The 18,973-nt window shown below is 73.9% G+C and carries 22 protein-coding genes; 8 read left to right on the forward strand and 14 right to left on the reverse strand.

The window, feature by feature from the left end:
* Positions 1 to 27: 27 nt before the first annotated feature.
* The 7 genes from IEY94_RS04875 (at position 28) to IEY94_RS04905 (ending at position 4,927) form a co-directional block, all read left to right on the forward strand.
* Positions 28 to 912 (forward strand): hypothetical protein, encoded by an 885-nt coding sequence (locus IEY94_RS04875; RefSeq protein WP_189168854.1) that lies wholly within the window; start codon positions 28 to 30, stop codon positions 910 to 912.
* 126 nt (positions 913 to 1,038) lie between these two features.
* Positions 1,039 to 2,349 (forward strand): chemotaxis-specific protein-glutamate methyltransferase CheB, encoded by a 1,311-nt coding sequence (gene cheB / locus IEY94_RS04880; RefSeq protein WP_189168855.1) that lies wholly within the window; start codon positions 1,039 to 1,041, stop codon positions 2,347 to 2,349.
* Positions 2,346 to 3,197: a CheR family methyltransferase gene (locus IEY94_RS04885; RefSeq protein WP_189168856.1), complete on the forward strand. Its 852-nt coding sequence runs from the start codon at positions 2,346 to 2,348 to the stop codon at positions 3,195 to 3,197. Before cheB ends, IEY94_RS04885 begins: the two co-directional genes overlap by 4 nt.
* 5 nt (positions 3,198 to 3,202) lie before the next feature.
* Positions 3,203 to 3,589 carry a response regulator gene (locus IEY94_RS04890; RefSeq protein ID WP_189168857.1) on the forward strand — a complete coding sequence of 129 codons (387 nt, stop codon included), beginning with the start codon at positions 3,203 to 3,205 and terminating at the stop codon, positions 3,587 to 3,589.
* Entirely contained in the window at positions 3,586 to 4,065 is a 480-nt protein-coding gene (locus IEY94_RS04895; RefSeq protein WP_189168858.1) for a chemotaxis protein CheX, read from the forward strand. Before IEY94_RS04890 ends, IEY94_RS04895 begins: the two co-directional genes overlap by 4 nt.
* Positions 4,066 to 4,067: 2 nt before the next feature.
* Positions 4,068 to 4,433: a response regulator gene (locus IEY94_RS04900; protein WP_189168859.1), complete on the forward strand. Its 366-nt coding sequence runs from the start codon at positions 4,068 to 4,070 to the stop codon at positions 4,431 to 4,433.
* Positions 4,430 to 4,927 (forward strand): hypothetical protein, encoded by a 498-nt coding sequence (locus IEY94_RS04905; RefSeq protein WP_229783339.1) that lies wholly within the window; start codon positions 4,430 to 4,432, stop codon positions 4,925 to 4,927. The genes IEY94_RS04900 and IEY94_RS04905 overlap by 4 nt, the downstream gene beginning before the upstream one ends.
* A gap of 6 nt (positions 4,928 to 4,933) precedes the next feature.
* Here the strand turns inward: IEY94_RS04905 and IEY94_RS04910 are convergent, their stop codons facing one another.
* Together IEY94_RS04910 and IEY94_RS04915 are read right to left on the reverse strand one after the other, a co-directional pair.
* Positions 4,934 to 5,767: a phosphoribosylaminoimidazolesuccinocarboxamide synthase gene (locus tag IEY94_RS04910; RefSeq protein ID WP_189168860.1), complete on the reverse strand. Its 834-nt coding sequence runs from the start codon at positions 5,765 to 5,767 to the stop codon at positions 4,934 to 4,936.
* A gap of 82 nt (positions 5,768 to 5,849) precedes the next feature.
* The gene (locus tag IEY94_RS04915) at positions 5,850 to 6,107 is read right to left on the reverse strand and encodes a hypothetical protein (protein WP_189168861.1); all 258 of its coding nucleotides are present in this window, start codon (positions 6,105 to 6,107) and stop codon (positions 5,850 to 5,852) included.
* An 859-nt stretch (positions 6,108 to 6,966) separates the two neighbouring features.
* Here IEY94_RS04915 and IEY94_RS24245 point away from each other — a divergent pair.
* Positions 6,967 to 7,377 (forward strand): Cys-every-fifth RiPP peptide CefA, encoded by a 411-nt coding sequence (locus IEY94_RS24245; RefSeq protein WP_373291237.1) that lies wholly within the window; start codon positions 6,967 to 6,969, stop codon positions 7,375 to 7,377.
* Between the two features lie 1,418 nt (positions 7,378 to 8,795).
* On the opposite strand, the gene flhA is transcribed toward IEY94_RS24245, so the two are convergent.
* The 12 genes from flhA to IEY94_RS04985 all read right to left on the reverse strand — a co-directional run bounded on the left by flhA (position 8,796) and on the right by IEY94_RS04985 (position 18,920).
* Positions 8,796 to 10,832, reverse strand: coding sequence for a flagellar biosynthesis protein FlhA (gene flhA / locus IEY94_RS04930; protein ID WP_189168862.1), 2,037 nt, complete (start codon positions 10,830 to 10,832; stop codon positions 8,796 to 8,798).
* Between the two features lie 181 nt (positions 10,833 to 11,013).
* Complete coding sequence (locus tag IEY94_RS04935; protein ID WP_189168863.1) at positions 11,014 to 12,111, reverse strand: EscU/YscU/HrcU family type III secretion system export apparatus switch protein; 1,098 nt, start codon at positions 12,109 to 12,111, stop codon at positions 11,014 to 11,016.
* 9 nt (positions 12,112 to 12,120) lie between these two features.
* The gene (locus IEY94_RS04940; RefSeq protein WP_189168864.1) at positions 12,121 to 12,888 is read right to left on the reverse strand and encodes a flagellar biosynthetic protein FliR; all 768 of its coding nucleotides are present in this window, start codon (positions 12,886 to 12,888) and stop codon (positions 12,121 to 12,123) included.
* Positions 12,889 to 12,890: 2 nt separating this feature from the next.
* Positions 12,891 to 13,166, reverse strand: a complete 276-nt coding sequence (gene fliQ, locus IEY94_RS04945; protein ID WP_189168865.1) for a flagellar biosynthesis protein FliQ — start codon at positions 13,164 to 13,166, stop codon at positions 12,891 to 12,893.
* Between the two features lie 14 nt (positions 13,167 to 13,180).
* Complete coding sequence (gene fliP / locus IEY94_RS04950) at positions 13,181 to 14,143, reverse strand: flagellar type III secretion system pore protein FliP (RefSeq protein ID WP_229783341.1); 963 nt, start codon at positions 14,141 to 14,143, stop codon at positions 13,181 to 13,183.
* Complete coding sequence (locus tag IEY94_RS04955; RefSeq protein WP_189168866.1) at positions 14,140 to 14,643, reverse strand: flagellar biosynthetic protein FliO; 504 nt, start codon at positions 14,641 to 14,643, stop codon at positions 14,140 to 14,142. The genes fliP and IEY94_RS04955 overlap by 4 nt, the downstream gene beginning before the upstream one ends.
* A gap of 15 nt (positions 14,644 to 14,658) precedes the next feature.
* Positions 14,659 to 15,393 (reverse strand): flagellar motor switch protein FliN, encoded by a 735-nt coding sequence (gene fliN, locus IEY94_RS04960; protein ID WP_189168867.1) that lies wholly within the window; start codon positions 15,391 to 15,393, stop codon positions 14,659 to 14,661.
* Positions 15,390 to 16,337 (reverse strand): flagellar motor switch protein FliM, encoded by a 948-nt coding sequence (locus IEY94_RS04965; protein WP_229783342.1) that lies wholly within the window; start codon positions 16,335 to 16,337, stop codon positions 15,390 to 15,392. The genes fliN and IEY94_RS04965 overlap by 4 nt, the downstream gene beginning before the upstream one ends.
* Before the next feature lie 112 nt (positions 16,338 to 16,449).
* Positions 16,450 to 16,896: a flagellar basal body-associated FliL family protein gene (locus tag IEY94_RS04970; RefSeq protein WP_189168868.1), complete on the reverse strand. Its 447-nt coding sequence runs from the start codon at positions 16,894 to 16,896 to the stop codon at positions 16,450 to 16,452.
* Between the two features lie 18 nt (positions 16,897 to 16,914).
* Positions 16,915 to 17,850 carry a flagellar motor protein MotB gene (locus tag IEY94_RS04975; protein WP_189168869.1) on the reverse strand — a complete coding sequence of 312 codons (936 nt, stop codon included), beginning with the start codon at positions 17,848 to 17,850 and terminating at the stop codon, positions 16,915 to 16,917.
* 3 nt (positions 17,851 to 17,853) lie between these two features.
* Positions 17,854 to 18,633, reverse strand: a complete 780-nt coding sequence (locus tag IEY94_RS04980) for a flagellar motor protein (protein WP_189168870.1) — start codon at positions 18,631 to 18,633, stop codon at positions 17,854 to 17,856.
* Positions 18,633 to 18,920, reverse strand: a complete 288-nt coding sequence (locus IEY94_RS04985; RefSeq protein ID WP_189168871.1) for a flagellar FlbD family protein — start codon at positions 18,918 to 18,920, stop codon at positions 18,633 to 18,635. The genes IEY94_RS04980 and IEY94_RS04985 overlap by 1 nt, the downstream gene beginning before the upstream one ends.
* Positions 18,921 to 18,973 lie beyond the last annotated feature (53 nt).

Here is an 18,973-nt window from a genome sequence, read left to right on the forward strand (position 1 = left end):
TGCCGGCGGGGGAGAGGAAGGGCGTGGATGTACAGCCTGGTCAGCGCCTCGGTGCTGGGGTTCGACCTGACCCGCCTCGCCGGCGGGTCGGCGGTCGCGCGGGTCCTGCTGCGCGCGCTGACCCTGCGCCACGAGGACCTGCCGGTACTGGCCGCGGCGCTGCCCGGCCCGGACCGGCGGGCCGAGCTGTGGCTGGAGGTCGAGCAGGCCGCCGCGCGGGTGCCGACGATCCGCAAGCTCGGCGACGAGGTCACGCTGGAGACGCTGGGGCAGGTCCGGACCGCCCCGATCGGCTCCGTTGACGGCCTGCTCGGCTGCCTGCGCCACGACATCCTGTCCTGGACCTGGACCGGCTCCGGCCGGGAGGCCCGGCAGAGCGAGGAGGCCGAGCGGGCCACCGCGGTGCTCTGCGACGCGGCCGTCGCGGCGTACCTGCGCGACCAGCTCCCCGACGGCACCCGGCGGCAGCTCGGCGCCGGCTGGGTCTCCTCGGCCCGGCGGCTGCCCATCCCCGGCCCGATCGACCTGGGGCCGCACCACGCGGCCGTGAAGAACCTGCTCACCGAGGTCCGCAGCCTGGCCCCGACCGCGACCCGGCGGCTCGTCCGGGCGGGCGAGGACCAGCGGCGCAGCCAGGCGTCCGGCTGGGCCACGGCGGTCCACTCGGCGTCCTGGGCGGCGTACCTGTCGGACCGGGTGCGCACGGCCGCCGCCGCCCAGCTCCTGCTGGTGGAGGCGCTGGACAACGGGGTGGTCACGCTCGCCGACCGGGCGGCCGGGGTGTGGAACCTGGTCAGCGGCGCCGTCCAGGCGCTCGTGGTCCGGGACCTGCTGGACACGCAGGCCGCCTACCGGCTGGTAGCCCCGGTGCTGACCGTGCTCGGCCCGGCCTGGCTGGACCGCTCCAAGTAACCCGGATTGCGCTTGGTGACGGAGTAAATCCGTAGGGTGAGGGTAGACCCTAAGCTCCGCCAGCCCGGGGGCCGATAGTGTCGCGCACCGCTCGCGGTGCCCCGGCTACCGCTCGGAGGACCCCACGTGATCTCGGTTCTCGTCGTCGACGACTCCGTCGTCGTCCGCCGGCTCATCCAGGACGCCCTGGCCGGTGCCGGGGACATCGAGGTCGTCGGTACCGCGCCGAACGGCCGCCGCTCGATCGAGCAGGTCGCCGCGCTCCGCCCCGACGTCGTCACCATGGACATCGAGATGCCCGAGATGAACGGCATCGAGGCCGTCCGGGAACTGCGCCGCGCGGGCGAGCGGGTACCGGTGATCATGTTCAGCACGCTCACCGCCAACGGGGCCTCGGCCACCCTCGACGCGCTCAGCGCGGGCGCCACCGACTACGTCACCAAGCCGGCCAACACCGGCAGCGTGAACGCCTCGATCGCCGCCGTCCGGGAGCAGCTCGTCCCGCGGATCCGGGCGCTCGGCAGCCGCGGCGCCGCCCGGCGCGGCGCGGCCGGCGCTGCCGCCCCGCTCGCCCCCGCGGCCCCGACCGCCGCGGCCCCGACCGCCGCGGCCCCGGCCGCCCCGGCCCGCCCCGCGCCGCCCACCCGGCCGACGCCGCCGGCCCGGCCCGCCAACCCCGCGCCCGCCGCCGCGCTGCCCGCCCGCCCGGCGGCGCGGCCCGCCGACCGGGACCGCCAGCCCCCGACCTCCCAGCGCGACGGCCGGGTGCCGGGCCTCACCCACCGGCCGGTCGTGGCCGCCGCCCGGGCCGTACCGCGGCCGGGGATCGGCACCGGCCGGGTCGACGTGCTCGCCATCGGCTCGTCCACCGGCGGGCCGGACGCGCTGGCCAGGGTGCTCGCCGCGCTGCCGGCCGGGCTGCCGGTACCGGTGGTGGTCGTGCAGCACATGCCGCCGGTGTTCACCACGATGTTCGCCGACCGGCTGGACCGGACCGTCGCGCTGGCCGTCCGGGAGGCCGCCGCGGACACCCCGCTGCGCCCCGGCCACGTGTACATCGCCCCCGGCGACCGGCACCTGGAGGTCGTCCGGCGGGGGACCGAGGTGGTCACCCGGCTGACCGAGGCGCCGCCGGAGAACTCCTGCCGGCCCGCCGTGGACGTGCTGTTCCGCTCGGTCGCCGCCACGTACGGGCGGGGGACGCTCGCCACCGTCCTCACCGGCATGGGCCACGACGGGCGGGCCGGCGCCGACGTGCTGCACCGGGCCGGCGCCGAGATCGTCGTCCAGGACGAGCAGTCCTCGGTGGTCTGGGGCATGCCCGGCGCGGTCGCCGAGGCCGGCCTCGCCGACTCGATCAAGCCGCTGGCCGCCATCGGCGGGTACCTGGCCGGGCGGGCCGGCGCCGGCCGGGCCGCGGCGGGGACCGCCCGGTGACCGCCCCCACGCTGCCGGCGGCGGAGTTCGCCTACCTGAGCGAGCTGCTGCGCCGCGAGTCCTCGATCGTGCTCGGGCCGGACAAGGAGTACCTGGTCCAGGCCCGGCTGCTGCCGCTGGCCCGCAAGTCCGGCGCGGCCAGCGTCGGCGACCTCATCGCGAGCGTCCGCCAGCGCGCCGACCGCAGCACCGTCCAGGCGATCGTGGACGCGATGACCACGAACGAGACGTCGTGGTTCCGGGACAACGAGCCGTACGCCGCGCTCACCGCCACCGTGCTGCCGCAGCTCCTGGCGGCCCGGTCGGCGCAGCGCCGGCTGCGGGTGTGGTCGGCCGCCTGCTCCAGCGGGCAGGAGACGTACAGCCTGGCGATCACGCTGCACGAGTTCCTGCCGGCCGGCTGGACGTACGAGATCACCGCCACCGACATCTCGGCCGACATGATCGCCCGGGCCGAGGCCGGCCGGTACAGCCAGATCGAGATCAACCGGGGGCTGCCGGCGCGGATGCTCGTGCACTACTTCGAGCGGGCCGGCGCGCAGTGGCAGGTCGCCCCGCTGCTGCGCCGCAACGTCCACTTCCAGCGGCTCAACCTGGTCGCGCCGCCGTCGGCGATGGCGCCGTTCGACCTGGTCTTCCTGCGCAACGTGCTGATCTACTTCGACATCCCCACCAAGCGCACCGTGCTGCGCCACGTGGGCCGGCTCATGCGGCCGGACGCCTGGCTGTTCCTCGGCGCGGCGGAGTCGACGATCGGCGTGGACGACAGCTTCCGCCGGGTCGCCGCCGGCCGGACCTTCGCGTACCAATCGGGCCGCCCGGCGGGCAGCGGACAGGGAAAGGGCTGAGGCGCATGCGGGCACTCATCGTCGACGACTCCCGCGCGATGCGGCGCATCCTGCGCCGGATCGTCGAGGGGCTCGGCTTCACCGCCGTCGAGGCGGGCGACGGGCAGGCCGCCCTGGACGCGATCGCCGCGCTGGACACCCCGCCCGACCTGGCGCTCGTCGACTGGAACATGCCGGTGATGGACGGGCTGGCCTTCGTCAGCGCCGTCCGGGCCGAGCCGGGCCTGCGCCGGATGACCGTCGTCATGGTCACCACCGAGAGCGAGCAGAGCCAGATCGTGCGCGCGCTGGCCGCCGGGGCGCACGAGTACGTCATCAAGCCCTTCACCCCGGAGTCGCTGGCCGAGAAGCTCGCCCTGCTGGGGCTCGTACCGAACGGAGCAAGCCTATGAGTGGCGACGAGGCGTTCATCGAGCCGACCGACGTCGACCTGAAGGACATCGCCGACCAGGTCTGGGCGTCCTACCTGGACCCCGACGGGGTGGCCCCGCTGGAGCTGGCCGACGGCCCGCCCGGCGCCTTCGACGCGCACGCGTCGATCTCGATCACCGGCCCGTGGCACGGGCACGTCGTGGTCGCCTGCTCGCGCGGCGCGGGCACGGCCGCGGCCGCGGCGTTCCTGGACCAGCCGCCGGAGGACATCGGCGAGGACGACCTCGCGGACACGCTGGGCGAGCTGGTCAACATCATCGGCGGCAACGTCAAGAGCATGCTGCCGCCCGGCTGCCTGCTCGCGCTGCCGCAGGTGGTGCTCGGCGCGGGCGCGGTCACCCGGCTGCCGGGGGCCACCCGGATCTGCGAGCTGGCCGGCGCGTGGCAGGGGGAGCCGGTATCGATCAGCATGTGGCACGAGAAGAGGGAGGGCTAGCCGTGAAGATCCTGATCGCGGACGACAGCCGGGTGATGCGCCAGATCGTGACCCGGACGCTGCGCCAGGCCGGGTTCGACGGGCACGAGCTGGTCGAGGCGGCGGACGGCACCCAGGCGCTCGACCTGGTCACCAAGGAGCACCCGGACCTGGTGATCTCCGACTGGAACATGCCCGGCCTGACCGGCATCGAGGTGCTGCGCCGGGCCCGGGCCAGCGGCGCGGACATGCCGTTCGGCTTCGTCACCTCGGAGTGCACCGAGGAGATGCAGAAGCAGGCCGAGGACGCCGGCGCCCGCTTCTTCATCGTGAAGCCGTTCACCGCCGAGCGCTTCGATGAGGTGTTATCGCCGATTATCGGGGCATGAGTACAGGTATGACCGTCACGCTGCCCGGGCTGCTACAGGTGCGCACACTGCTCGACGACCTGCTGGACCCGGAGGTCGAGGTCGTCCCCGGCGACCCGACGAAGACCGACGACCTGCCGAAGACGCTGGTCGCGCTGTACGTCGACAACTCCTCCCGGCTCGTCGCGGTCCTCGGCCTGGACCTCCCGCTGGCCGCCAACGCCGGCGCGTCGCTGGGCCTGCTGCCGCCCGGCGGGGCCGAGGACGCCGTCGAGGAGGGCGCGCTCACCCCGCCGCTGGAGGAGAACGTCCGCGAGCTGTGCAACATCTTCGCCAGCCTGCTCAACCGCGAGGGCGGGCCGCACGTGAAGCTGCACCAGGTGTACCCGCCCGGCACCGAGGCGCCGTCGGACGCCCGCGCCTACCTGCTGGCGCTCGGCCGGCGGGAGGACGTCCGGGTCAGCATCGCCCGGTACGGCACCGGCCGGCTCGCCCTGGCGCTGGCCGAGGAGTAGCCGCCCTCAGGACCAGGTTCGGCCGGTGAGCCGCTCGTACACCTCGACGTACCGGGCCCGGGTGGCGTCCACCACCTCGGCCGGCACGACCGGGGCGGGCGGGCGGCGGTCCCAGCCGGCCCGGGTGGACCAGTCGCGGACGAACTGCTTGTCGTACGAGAACTGCGGGCCGCCCGGCTGCCACCGGTCCGCCGGCCAGAACCGGGACGAGTCGGACGTCAGCACCTCGTCGGCCAGCGTCAGCGTGCCGTCGGCGGCCCAGCCGAACTCCAGCTTCGTGTCGGCCACCAGCACCCCCCGCTCGGCCGCGACCGCGGCCCCCCGGGCGTACACCGCCAGCGTGATCCGGCGCAGCTCGGCGGCGGTGTCCGCGCCCACCGCGCCGGCCACCTCGGCGTGGGTGAGGAACTCGTCGTGCGCGCCGACCGGCGCCTTCGTCGTCGGGGTGAAGATCGGCTCGGGCAGCCGGTCGCCCTCCACCAGCCCCGCCGGCAGCGCCACGCCGGAGACGGCGCCGTGCGCGGTGTACTCGGCCAGGCCGAGGCCGGCGAGGTACCCGCGGGCGATGCACTCGACCGGCACCATCCGCAGCCGGCGGCAGCGGATCGCCCGCCCGGCCAGCTCGGCCGGCACGTCGTCGGCCGAGATCACGTGGTGCGGGACCAGGTCGGCGAGCTGCTCGAACCACCACAGCGACAGCGCGGTGAGCAGCCGCCCCTTGTCCGGGATCGGGGTCGGCAGGACGACGTCGTAGATCGACAGCCGGTCCGAGGCCACGAGGACCAGGTCCTCGCCGTCGGCGTACACGTCGCGCACCTTGCCCGAATGCAGCAGCTCCACGCCGCGGCCCCTTCCCGTCGGTCACCCAGGGCCACGACGGTACCGACCGCGGGCGCCGCCGCCGCCCCCGGGGCGGCCGGCGCTACGGGGCGTCGGCGGGGACCGCCGGCTCGGCGTCGGCCCCCTCCTCGCCGCGGCGGCGCAGCGGGTGCTCGGTCGCCCTGCGGCCGTACCCGGCGGTGATGAAGCGCAGGATGGCCAGCATGACGATGGCGATCGGGACGGCGATGAGGAACCGGATCAGCGCGTCCTCGATCGTCAGGTCGCCGGTCACCAGGACCCGGTAGAACGCCGGCGCGGAGATCGCCAGCGCGATGATGAGCGTGGCCGGACGGATCACGGCTCCTCCCGGCGGGTGCTGCGCCGGCGGCGCCGGCGGCTGGGCAGGGGCGTGGCGCCGAGCCGGGCGGCCAGCAGCGCCGCCCAGGCATGGCCGGTGGCCGGGGCGCCGTCGAGCAGCGCGACCGGCAGGCCCAGGTGCAGCGGGCTCGCCGGGTCGCCGGTGGCGGCGGTGTCGTACAGGGCGATCGCGTCCACCTCGCCCATCCCGGCCAGGTGCCGGGACGTGTCGCCGGTCTTGCGGGTGGCGTCGACCACGGCCCAGACGTCCGAGGCGTCCAGCGCCAGGCAGATCTCGTCCACCCAGCCGGCCGGACGGCCGGACAGCGGTACGTCCAGCACGATGACGTGCGGGTGGTCGACGGTACGCAGCGTGACGGCCTTGCGGGCGGCCTCCGCGACGTCGGCGATCCGGCGGGACGAGTGCAGCCCGGTGCCGCCGAGCGAGTCGGCGACGACGAACAGCGCGTTCTTGCCGATCCGGAGCTGGTCGATGACCTGCTCGGCGATCGGCAGGGCCGCGGACAGCTCGCCGGCCAGCACCAGCAGGTCGTCGGAGCGGGTGGGCAGGGGCGGCGCGGCGGGCAGGGTGGCGAGCGCCTGGAGCGCGGCCCGGTACGGGTCCTCGTCGGTGGCCCGGGCGGCCAGCTCGGCGGGCACGCCGAGGCCGACGAGGTCGGCGGTCCGCGGGCCGGCACCGGTCGCCGGTACGGCGGGTGGCGACTCGGCGGCGGTGGGCAGGGCCGCGGGCGTCACGTGCAGGCCCGGCGGGGGCGCGGTCGTGGCGGCGGGCGGCGGCCCGGACGGGGCGGGCAGCCCCGAGGCGGTCGCGGGCGCCGGCGGCTCGCCGGGCGGGAGGAGTGGGCTGCGCTCCGGCGCTGGCGGCGCCGCGGGGGCGTGGTGCGCCCGCGGGTCCACGCCGGGCCTGCCGGGCGCGCGCGTGCCGGGCTCCTGCATGCGCGGCTCGCGCATGCCCGGCTCGCGCCTGCCCGTTCGGCGCATGTCCGGTTCGTGGATGCCGGGTTCGTGCATGCCGGGTTCGTGGATGCCGGGTTCGTGCATGCCGGGTTCGTGCATGCCCGGGTGGGGCGTGCGCGGCTCGCGTGGGCCCGGGTCGCGGCGGCCGGGGCCGTCGATGCCCGGACCGGCGCCGTGGGCACCCGGCGGCTCCGCGCCGCCGTCCGGGCCGGTGCGGCCGAGGGGGCCGGCGGGCCCGGCGGCGATGTCCGGCAGGCCGGCGTCGCCGAGGGCGGCGCGGAACAGGTCGGTGATGTCGGGGTGGTCGGCGGGCTCGCCGGTGAGCGGGCCCGGCGGGCGGGGCGCGGCGGCGTCCGGGGACATCCCGGGCGGGGTGGCGGCGCGGCCGGGCGTGGCGCCGTTCGACTCCGCCGCGGCCGGGGCGCCGTTGCGCGGCCCGTCCGCGCGGCGCAGCCGGTCGTCGCCCGGGGCGTTGCCCGGCCGCGTCGGGTCGACGCGCCGGCGGCCGGCCCCCGGCCCGTACATCGGCCCGGCGTTGGCGGCCGGGTTCTCGTCGATGGGGTCCCGGACCGGCGGGGTGTCCGTGACGAACGCGGACACCCCGCCCTCCGGTGTGGCGGCGCCGGCCGGGGTGGTGCCGGCCGTGGTGGCGTGCGCCGCCGGGGATCCGGCCGGGGTGGCGGCCGGTCCGATGAGGCCCTGTTCGGTGCTGTCCGGGAGGCGCAGGCCGCCGCGCAGCCCGGCGAGCACCTCGGCGAAGTTCGGGTTGGCGGTGGAGACGAGGTTCCCGCGCACGGGCGGCCCCGCCGGCGCGGCCCCCTCCGGGCGCTCGGCCCCGGGCGCCGCCCCGGCCGGGTACTCCCCGTCGGGCGCCCCGGCGGGGAGGTCGCGCGTCGCCGCCGCACCGGCCGCGGGCCGGTCGGCCAGCGCCGGGTCGGTCGTCGGCCGATCAGCCTGTGACAGGCGGTCGGTCGTCGCCCGGTCGGCCGCCGGGCGGTCGGCCGCGGTCCGGTCGGGCGCGGGTCCGCCGGCGGGCGCCGCCGGGCGGTCGAGCGCGGCCGGGCGGTCCAGCCCGGCCGGGCTGTCCGGTACGGCGGGCCGGTCGGCCACCGCCGGCTTCTCCCGCGCCGCGGGCCGGTCGGCCACCGCGGGCTTCTCCCGGCCGGCGGGCCGGTCGGCCAGCGCGGGCCTCTCCCGGCCGGCCGGCCCATCGAGTACGGCCGGCCGGTCCACGGCGGCCGCGGGGCCGGAGCCCGGCGCCCCGGTCAGCGAGGTGGCGAAGCCGACCGGCGGCGCCGCCGCGGCGGTGGCGGCGGGGCTGGACGCGGCCGGGTCGATGTCGTCGGCGAACGCGCGGGCCCGGGCCGGCTCGGGGGCGGGGCGGGCGGCGCCGTTGGCGGCGGGGCGCGGCGGGGGAGCGGGGGCGGCGCCGTCGGCGGCGCGGGCGTGCCGGCCGCGGGGGGCGGGGCCGTCGGCGTGCGCCTCGATCAGCGCGAGCAGCGGGTCGATGTCGCCGCCGCCGCGCGGCGCGTCGTCGACCGCCGGCGCGGCGTCCTCGGTCGGGTCGTCGACCTCGACGGACAGCTCGTAGTGCTCGCGGGCGAAGAAGCCACCGAGGCCGCCCCGGCGCACCTTGTCAGCCGAGATGATCCGGGCGGACGCGCCGTACTCCTGGCGCACCTGCGCCAGCAGCGGCTCGATGGCCGGACCCTCAAGCAGCACCCGCGTAGGCACCGCTCACCACCCCAATCGTCTCGATCGGCGCCGTGGCACCGGCCAGCTCCGTGTACGAGAGCACCGGCTCCGGCCGCGCGCCGGCCTGGAGCAGCCGGTGCAGCGCCGGGCGGAGCTGCGGCGAGCAGGCGAGGACGGGGCGGATGCCCTGCTCCTCGGCCGCCGTGGAGATGCGGGTGAGGTCCGCGACGACCAGTTCGGCGTGATTGCTGTCGATCGCGAGGAACGTCCCGCTCTCGCCCGGCCGCAGTGCCTCCAGCAGCGAGTGCTCCAGTTGTGGGTCGAGCGTGATGACGGCCAGCGGCCCCCGCCCCGCGTACTGGGCGGCGATCGCCGGGCCGAGGGCGGTCCGCGCCGCCTCGACCAGCCCATCGTGCTCCGTGGAGACCTTGGCGCGCAGCGAGAGTGCCTCAAAAATCCGGACCAGGTCACGGATCGGGACCTTCTCGTCCAAGAGGGATTGCAGCACCTTCTGAACCTGGCCCAGCGAGAGCTGCGCCGGGGTAAGCTCCTCGACCACCACGGGGTGGCTGCGCTTGACCATCTCGACCAGCGCGCGCACGTCCTCGCGGCCGAGCAGGCGGCTGGCGTTGGACCGGACCACCTCGGCCAGGTGCGTGATGATCACCGAGGCGCGGTCGACGACGGTGGCGCCGGTCATCTCCGCCTGGTGGTGCAGCTCGGCCGGGACCCACTTGCCGGCCAGGCCGAACACCGGCTCGGTGCCGGCGCGGCCGGGCAGGCCCTGCAGGCCGTCGCCGATGGCCAGGACGGTGCCGGGCGGGGCGTGGCCGGAGGCGGTGTCGATCCCGCTGATCCGGATCGCGTACCCCGACAGCGGCAGGTCCAGGTCGTCGCGGGTGCGCACCGGCGGCATCACGATGCCCATCTCCAGCGCCATCTTGCGGCGCAGCGCGCGGACCCGGTCCAGCAGGTCGCCGCTGGTCGGGTCGACGAGGTCGACCAGGTCCGGGGCGAGCGCCAGTTCCAGCGGGTCGACCCGCATCTCGCCGATGAGCGTCTCGGTGGAGTCCGGGGCCGGGCGGGTGTCGTCCGGCTCCTCGACGGGCTCCTCGACGGCGTTCTTCATCCGGCTGGCGGCGAACAGCACGCCGGCGCCGACGATGAGGAACGGCAGCTTGGGCAGGCCGGGGATGAGCACCAGGGCGACCGCGGCCCCGCCGCCGATCTGCAGGGCCTTCTTGTGCCGGCCGAGCTGGGTGGTGACGCTGGAGCCCATGTCGCCCTCGTCGGCCGACCGGGTCACGATCAGGCCGGTGGCCACGGACAGCAGCAGCGCCGGGATCTGCGACACCAGGCCGTCGCCCACGGTCAGCAGCGAGTAGGTCTCGATCGCCTCCTGCGGCGACAGGCCCTTCTGCAGCATCCCGACGGCGAAGCCGCCCAGCAGGTTGATCGCGGTGATGATGATCGCGGCGATCGCGTCGCCCTTGACGAACTTGGAGGCGCCGTCCATGGCGCCGTAGAAGTCGGACTCGGCGGACACGTCGGCCCGGCGCTTCTTCGCCTCGGAGTCGTCGATCAGGCCGGCGTTGAGGTCGGCGTCGATCGCCATCTGCTTGCCGGGCATCGCGTCCAGGGTGAACCGGGCGCCGACCTCGGCGACCCGCTCGGCGCCCTTGGTCACGACGACCATCTGGACGATGACCAGGATCAGGAAGATCACCAGGCCGACGACGATCGAGCCGCCGACGACGAAGTGGCCGAACGCGTCGATCACCTTGCCGGCGAAGCCGTCGGTGAGCACGAGGCGGGTGGCGGAGATGTTGAGGGCGAGGCGGAAGAGGGTGGCGACCAGCAGCAGCCCGGGGAAGACGGAGAACTCCAGCGGGCGCTGGACGAACATGCTGACCAGCAGGATCAGCAGCGCGCCCGTGATGTTGAGCGCGATGAGCAGGTCGAGCAGCAGCGAGGGCAGCGGCACGACCATCATGACGATGATCATGATCACGCCGACCGGAACCACGAACTGACTCAGCTTCTTGGAGTTCACCGGCACCCTTTTCCCGGGCATCGTCGGTGGGCTACTCCCTGCCCTTGCCTTGCCGTCCTGGCAGCCCTCACGTTCGGCAGTCGTTGGATCACCCTGAGCGATACTCACCAAACATTTCGGGGGAACTCTGCCCGTTCGGCGCGTGCTTGCGCACCGGCTGTCCGATCCGGGGGCGGCCGGGTCAGGACGACTCCTCCAGCTCGCTGCTCGGCGGCGGGTGGTGCATGCCGGCGGCCGAGCCCTTGGCCTTCAGGCTCATGATGAACGCCAGCACCTTGGCCACCGCGCCGTAGAACTGGGGCGGGATCTCCTGGCCGATCTCGCAGTTGTCGTGCAGCGCCCGGGCCAGCGGCACGTCCTGGACCAGCGGGATCCGGTTCTCGGTCGCGATCTCGCGGATCTTCCGGGCCAGGTTGTCGGCGCCCTTGGCGATCATCTTCGGGGCGCCCCGCTCCGGCTCGTACCGCAGCGCCACCGCGACGTGCTTCGGGTTCACCACGATCACGTCCGCCTTGGGCAGGTCCGCCATCATCCGGTTCCGGGCCATCGCGATCTGCCGGGCCCGGATCTGGCCCTTGACGTGCGGGTCGCCCTCGGTCTTCTTGTGCTCGTCCTTGATGTCCTGCTTCGACATCCGGAGCTGCTTGTTGGTCCGCCGGCGGACCACGATCACGTCGGCCAGCGCCATCGCCAGCCCGGCCGCGGCGGCCACCCGGATCAGGCTGGTCACCGCGCCGCTGACCGTGCCGAGCAGGTTGGCCAGCGGGATCCGGCCGGAGTACATGAGCTGCGGCAGCAGGTCCTTGATCTGGTAGTACAGCACCGCGCCGAGCACCGAGGTCTTGATCAGCGCCTTGACGCCCTCCCACCAGGCGTGCGGGCCGAACTTCTGCTTGAACCCGTTCCACGGGTTCAGCCGGCTGAACTTCGGGATGAACAGCTTGGTGGCGATGTGCAGGCCGCCCTGCGCGGCGACGCCGCCGACGCCGAGGACGAGCAGCGTGACCGCCAGCGGCCCGACCGCCACGCCGACGGCGATCATCGCGTCGCGCAGCATCGGCCCGAACCGGGTGGGGTCCGGGTCGGTGATCGTCGCCGGTACGGTCTCGAGCAGCCGCCGGGCGCTGGCCACGGCCGACTCCATCATCATCGGGATGAGGAAGCTGGCCGCGAGCATCCCGACCCAGGCGCCGACGTCGGGCGACTTCTGGATCTGGCCCTCGCTGCGCGCCTGCTTGAGTTTCTGGGGAGTGGGTTTCTCGGTCTTCTCGCCGCTCATCCCGCCGGGTCACCCCCCGCCGCTGAGCCCGACGACGGCCCGCACCGCCGTCTCGATGATGGCCTCCAGCGCCTGCGGGAGCACGGTCAGCGCCGTGCCGACGATGGTCAGGGTGAGGAAGATCTTGGCCGGGAAGCCCAGCGAGAACGCGTTCAGCGCGGGCGCCACCCGGTTGAGCAGGCCCAGCCCGACGTCGGTGAGGAACAGCACGACGATGAGCGGCCCGGCCATCTGGAGCGCGGTCAGGAACAGCGCCGTCAGCCCCTCGGTGAGCAGGGCGCTGAGCCGGCCGATGGACAGCGCGCCGGTCAGCGGCAGCAGCTCGTACGACTCCAGGAACCCGCGCAGCACCAGTTGGTGCCCGTTGGTGACGAACAGCAGCGTGACCGCGATCAGGTTGTAGAACCGGCCGAAGATCGACGTGGACGTCTGGGCCAGCGGGTCGAACGCGAACGCCAGCGCGAAGCCGCCGAACAGGTCGATCAGGTCGCCCGCGGCCTGGACGGCGGCGAAGAACAGCGCGGTCACGAAGGCCAGCGCGGCGCCGATCACCACCTGCTCGACCACGGCCACGATGACCGGGCCGGGCTGCGCCGCCGGTACCTGTCCGGTCAGCTTCGGCGCCATCGGCAGGGCGAGCCCCACCGCGAGCAGCGCCTTGACCGGGCCGGGGATGACCCGGCTGTTGAACGGCGGGCAGAGCACCAGCCACGCGGCGGCCCGGACGCTGCCCAGCAGCAGCGCCAGCAGCGTGGCGGCGGAGAGGTCGAGGTCCACGCTCAGCCGGCTCCGAGCAGGTCGGGGATGCGCTCGAACAGCGCGATGGTGAAGCTGATCATTTCGTGCAGCATCCAGTTGCCGGCGACCAGCAGCGCCACCCCGATGGCGATCGCCTTCGGGACGAAGGACAGCGTCGCCTCCTGGATCTGGGTGACCGACTGGAACAGCGAGATCGCGAAGCCGATCAGCAGCGCGGTGAGCAGGATCGGCGCGGACAGCTTCGCGGCGATCGTCATCGCCTGCAGGCCGAGCGTGATGACCTGGTTGTCGTTCACGGCGGTACCCCCGGTCAGTAGCTGGCCACGAGGGCGGTGATGATCAGTCCCCACCCGTTGACCATGACGAACAGCAGCAGCTTGAACGGCAGCGCGACGGTGACCGGCGGCAGCATCATCATGCCCAGCGACATCAGGGACGCCGAGACGACCATGTCGATCACCAGGAACGGGATGAAGATGACGAAGCCGATGATGAACGCGGCGCGCAGCTCCGACAGCACGAACGCGGGGATCAGCGTGGTCAGCTTCACGTCGTCGGCGTTCGCCGGTCGGGGCTCGTCGGCGACCTTGGTCAGCAGGGCGATCTCGTCCGGCCGGGTGTGGTCCAGCATGAACGTGCGCAGCGGCTCGATGCCGGCCTTGAACGCCTGCGACTGGTTCATGTCGCCCTTGAGGTAGGGCTGGACGCCGGCCTTGTTCATGTCGCTGAGCACCGGGCCCATGATGAACATGCTGAGGAACAGCGCCAGGCCGGCGATCACCTGGTTCGGCGGCACGGTGGTGAGGCCGAGCGCGTTGCGGGTGATGCCCAGCACCACGAAGACCTTGGTGAAGCAGGTGCACATCAGCAGCAGTGCCGGCGCCACCGACAGCACGGTGAGGCCGAGCAGGATGACGATCGACGCGGACGGCTTGCGGGCCTTGCCGCTCGTGCCGGTGTCGGTCCCGCCGATGTCGATCGAGATGCCGCCGTCGTCGTCGGGGGCGGGCGCGGCGACGAACGCCGTGCCGTCGCCCGGCGCGGCCGCGAGCACCGCAGCCGGCGCGGCCGCCACCGCCGCCGGCGGACCCACTGCCGCCACCGGACCCGCCGCAGCAGCGGCCGCGGGCGGTGTCGCTGCCGCGGGGGCCGCCGCGAGCGCGGTCAGCACCGCCGCGGCCGCCGCCAGCAGGACGCCGGCGAACAGGGCCAGCGCAGCCGGCCGGCGGCCGGCGCGGGAGCGGGGGCGGGTGGCGCGGGGGTGAGCGGTCAACGGCGGACCGTCCGGTCGCGCAGCACGGCCACGGCCTGCCGCCACACCCGCGGCGACAGCGCCGACCCGGCGAGCGCGTCGGCCACCGCCGAGTGCCCGCCGCCGGGCGCCACCGGCCCGAGCGGCGACAGCGGCGACGCCGGGCCCGCGGGGGGCGCCGACCCGGCGGTCGGCGTCGACCCGTTCCCCGGTACGTCGCCGAGGATGCCCGGGCCGACCGGCTCCCGCCGCTCGGCCGCGGCCGCGGGCGCGGCCAGCGCGGCGGGGTCGACCTCGCCGAGCAGGCTGACCCGGTGCTCGGTGACGCCGACGATGAGCCCGCGGTCGGCGACCCGGACGACCGCGACGGCGGCGCCCCGGCCGATCTGGGTGCGGGTGAGCACCGACAGGGCGCCGGCCGACCGGCCGCCCAGCGGGCGTCGGACGACCCGGGCGAGCAGCCACATGAGCCCGAAGACGACCAGCAGCGAGAAACCGATGCGGAGGATGAGTTCCAGCACGGCGGCCGTCCTTCCCTACCGCTCGGCGGCGATGATCTCGGTGATCCGCAGGCCGAAGTTCTCGTCGATGACGACGACCTCGCCGCGGGCGATGAGCCGGCCGTTGACCAGCAGGTCGGCGGGGGAGCCGGCGGCCCGGTCCAGCTCGACGACGGCGCCGGGGGAGAGCGAGAGCAGGTCCCGGACGTTCATCCGGGTGCGGCCCAGCTCGGCGGAGACCTCCATCTCCACGTCGTGCAGCAGGTCCAGGCCGCTGCGCATGGGCGCGGCGGCGGCCGGGGCCGGCCCGGCCGCGGCGTCGGCGGGGCCGCCCGGCCACTGGTCCATCCGCAGCGCGAGCAGCGCCCGCGGTTCGGCGCCCTCCAGCAGCGGTACGACGACGCCGTCGCCCTTGGACAGCAGCCCGGACAGCGCCACCTCGGGCTCCATGAGCTGGCCGGGGTCGACGACCACCGGCCCGACGGCCCCGGCGGCGGCCTCCAGCGCGGGCCGGACGGCCGAGGCGAGGTCGAGGGCGCCGAGCGGGCTGTTCTCCAGCGCCTGCACGAGGTCCTCGCCGACCACGACGACGATCTCGCCGGTACCGGCGCCGGTGAACCGGGCGGTGACCGCCTGGCCGGCGGGCAGCGCGCCGGGCGGGGCGGTGGCCGGGTCGCCGACGGCGAGCGACTCGGCGGTGGGCAGCACCGCCAGCGCCGCCTCGGCGGCGCCGCGGGCGAGGTGGAGGCGGGTGTCGGTGGCGGTGGTCATCCGTGGCTCTCCTTCGGCGGCGGCACGATCAGGCAGGCCAGGCGGGCGCCCTGGTTGCCGGGTACGGCGTGGGCGAACGTGGTGTCGTTGACGGTGATCTCCAGCGGCAGCGCGACGGGGTGGCCGAGCGGCACCACGTCGCCCGGCGCGAGCTTGACGATCTCGTCGGTGCGCATGGTCATCCCGCGGAACCGGACGGCCACGTCGATCGGGGCGCTGACCAGCCCGGCGGCCAGGTTGGCGTGGGCCCGGTTCAGCTCGGCCTGCTCGGCGGCGGTCAGCTCGACGGCGTCGGCGTCGGTCTCCAGGACCGGCAGGATCGTGGTGAACGGCAGGCACAGCGTCGCGCTGGACTCGACCTCGCCCACCTTGACCTCGAAGGTGGCCACGACGACGGCGTCGCCGGGGGACTGGGTCCGGACGAACTGCGGGTTGTACTCGATCGTGCCCAGTTTGGGCTGGATGTCCACGAGTCGCTCGAAGCCGTACCGCAGCTCCCCGAGCATCCGCTTCAGCAGGTCCTGCAACAGCGGCGTCTCGACGTCGGTCAGCTCCCGCTCGGGCTGGACCCCGCCGGGCCCGCCGAGCATGTGGTCGATCGCGGCCATCGCCACCTGCATGGGCAGCTCGAACAGCATCGTCCCGGTCAGCGGCTCGACGGTCACCGCGGCGACGACGGTGGGGTTGCCGAGCTGGCCGATGTACTCCTCGTAGGTGAGCTGGTCGACCGAGAGCAGGTTGGCGGTGCAGTTCACCCGGAGCCGGGTGGTGAGCAGGGTGCCGGCGTTGCGCCCGTACGTCTCGAAGGCGATCTGGAGCATCCGCACGTGCTCGCGGGAGAGCTTGATCGGGCGGCGGAAGTCGTAGGGCTGCGGCCCGCTGCCGGTGCCGCGGCGCATCCGCCCCGTGCGGGCCGGGGTGGCGGGCGACGGCGAAGTGGTCACGCCCCCATCTTCGGCGCTTCGGGTACCGACTCATGGGCAAATGAGCCGGATACCCGAAACACGCTCGGAAACAGGCGTGACCGCTGCGTCGCTTTGGGTAGTCGTGTCCCGACTACTGCGTGACGAACTCCTTGAAGTAGATGTCGTACACCTGGTCCTCGTACGCTTCCTTTACTTCCTCGATGAGTTCTTTCTTGGCCTTTGCCCGACCCGCCGGGGTGGACAGCTCGGCCAGCTTCTTCTCGTTGTACAGCGCGATCGTCAGGTCCAGCGCCTTGGCGCCGTCCAGCTCCGCCTCGGCGTCGGCCGTGGTCTGCAGGGCGATCGCCACCCGCAGGAAGTGGCCGTCCTCCAGGTTGATCGTCACCGGGTCCATGGCCACGATCGGGCCCGGCTCCGGCTTCTCCTCCGCCTCGGCGTGCGCCTCGCCGGTGCCGAGGAAGAAGTACGCCCCGCCGCCGCCGAGCAGCAGGACCACGCCGAGCACGATGATCAGCAGCTTCTTCTTCGACTTCTTCGGGGCCTCCTGAACGGCGCCCTCTTCTGGCTTGTTGCTCATGGTTCCTCTCCTCTCTGGTCAGTGGGGCTTGGATTCCTCGCCGGCGGCGGACGGAAGGAGTTCCTTCTGTGCCGCCGGCAGGTTGGACAGGACGATCACGTCGACCCGGCGGTTCTGGGTGACCGCCCGCGGGTCCTTCGGGTCGATCAGCGGCTTGGTGCCGGCGAAGCCGGCGGCCAGCATCCGGTCCTCCGGCAGCCCGAGGGCGTGCAGGGCCCGGACGACGATCGAGGCGCGGGCCGTGGACAGCTCCCACGCGCTCGGGTAGTTGATCGTGGGGACCTTGAGCTGGTTGGTGTGCCCGTCCACCTCGATCTTGTTCGGCAGCTTGACGAGCTGCGGCGCCACCGCGCGCAGGATCGTCTCGCCGCCCGGCTGCAGGTCCGCCCGGTCGCCGGCGAAGACGACGTCGGACGAGATCACGCTGACCACCAGGCCGCGCTCGTCGATGGTGAACTTCACCTGGTCGTCGAGCTTGTCCTTGCGCAGCGCCTGCTTGATCTTGCGCTCGACCTCCTTGAGGTTGTCCACCTCCTTGGCGGCGGCCTGCGCGTCGGTCAGCGCCTTGCTGCGGCTGGCCGCGGCCATGGCCGCCTTGACCGCCTTCTGGGTCTTGGCGTCCTTGGCCAGGTTCTCCGCGATCGGCGTGCTCAGGTCCGAGTCGGCGCCCTGCCGGATCGGCGGGATCACCTGCGGGTGCGCCTGGGTGCCCGGGATGGCGCTGGCCTGCCCGTTGAGCGCCGCGCTCGACACGCCGAAGCCCTGCGCCAGGCTGTTGGCCAACTGCGCGAACTTCTTCTGGTCGACGGTACTCATCGAGAACAGCACCACGAAGAGCACGAAGAGCAGGGTGAGCATGTCGGCGTACGAGACGAGCCACCGCTCGTGGTTCTCGTGCTCTTCCTCGTGCCCGCCGCCGTGCTTCTTGCCCTTCTTGGCGGACTTGTGCGACATGAGCTATGCCGCCTTCTTCTTGTCGTCCGCCGGCGCGCTGCCCGGCGGCAGCAGGCTGGTGAGCTTCTGCGCCACCAGGCGCGGGTTCGAGCCGGCCTGGATCGCCAGGACGCCCTCGATCGCCAGCTCCATCTGGTCGCAGGCGACCTCGCTCAGCCGCTTGGTCCGGTTGGCCAGCGGGAGCCAGATCAGGTTCGCCGTGAGCACGCCCCACAGGGTCGCGACGAACGCCGCGGCGATGGAGTGGCCCAGCGTCTCGGGCTTGTCCAGGTTCTCCAGCACGTGCACGAGGCCCATGACCGTACCGATGATGCCGACGGTCGGGGCGTAACCGCCCATGCCCTCGAAGATCTTGGCGGACGCCTTGTCGGCCTTCCGCTTGGCGTCGACCTCGGCGTGCAGGATCTCGCCCAGCTCCTCCGGGTCGGTGCCGTCGATGGCGAGCTGGAGGCCGCGCTTGAGGAACGGGTGCTCGACGTCCTTGGCGGCGTCCTCCAGGGCCAGCAGGCCCTCGCGGCGGGCCCGCTCGGCGAGCTTGACGACGGCCTCGACCAGGTCGGCCGGCGGCGGCAGCTTCGGCAGGAACGCGTTCTTCATCGCGTTGCCGATGCCGATGGAGTCCTTCAGGATGCCGCCGGCCATGGCCGCGGCGAACGAGCCGCCGAACACCAGGAGCATCGACGGGAGCAGCAGGATGGAGGCGGGCGAGCCGCCCTCCATGATCTGCACGACGAAGACGATGATGATGCCGGCGATGACACCGATGAGGCTAGCGGGATCCATCATCGCTCCTTTCGGTGCAGCGGTACGACGTTGGTGACGTCAGCGGAGTCGGAGTCGGGGTCGTCGTCGAACACCGGTTCGGGCGTGGGCTCCATCCGCTGCGCGGCGGAGATCAGCGAGGCCCGGTAGGTGCGGACCAGCTCGATGAACTCGGGTACCGACTCGGCGATCACGTACTTGGTGCCGTCCACCAGCGTGATCACGGTGTCCGGCGTGCAGTCGGCACGCTCGACCAGGTCCGGGTTCAGGGCGAACGCCGGGCCGTTGAGGCGCGTCACGAGTATCACGACGACATTCCATCCTTGGTGTGGTGGTAGCCGCGGCCGGGTGGGACCGCGGT

It is taken from the genome of Pilimelia anulata, assembly GCF_014647895.1.
Taxonomy (GTDB): Bacteria; Actinomycetota; Actinomycetes; order Mycobacteriales; family Micromonosporaceae; genus Pilimelia; species Pilimelia anulata.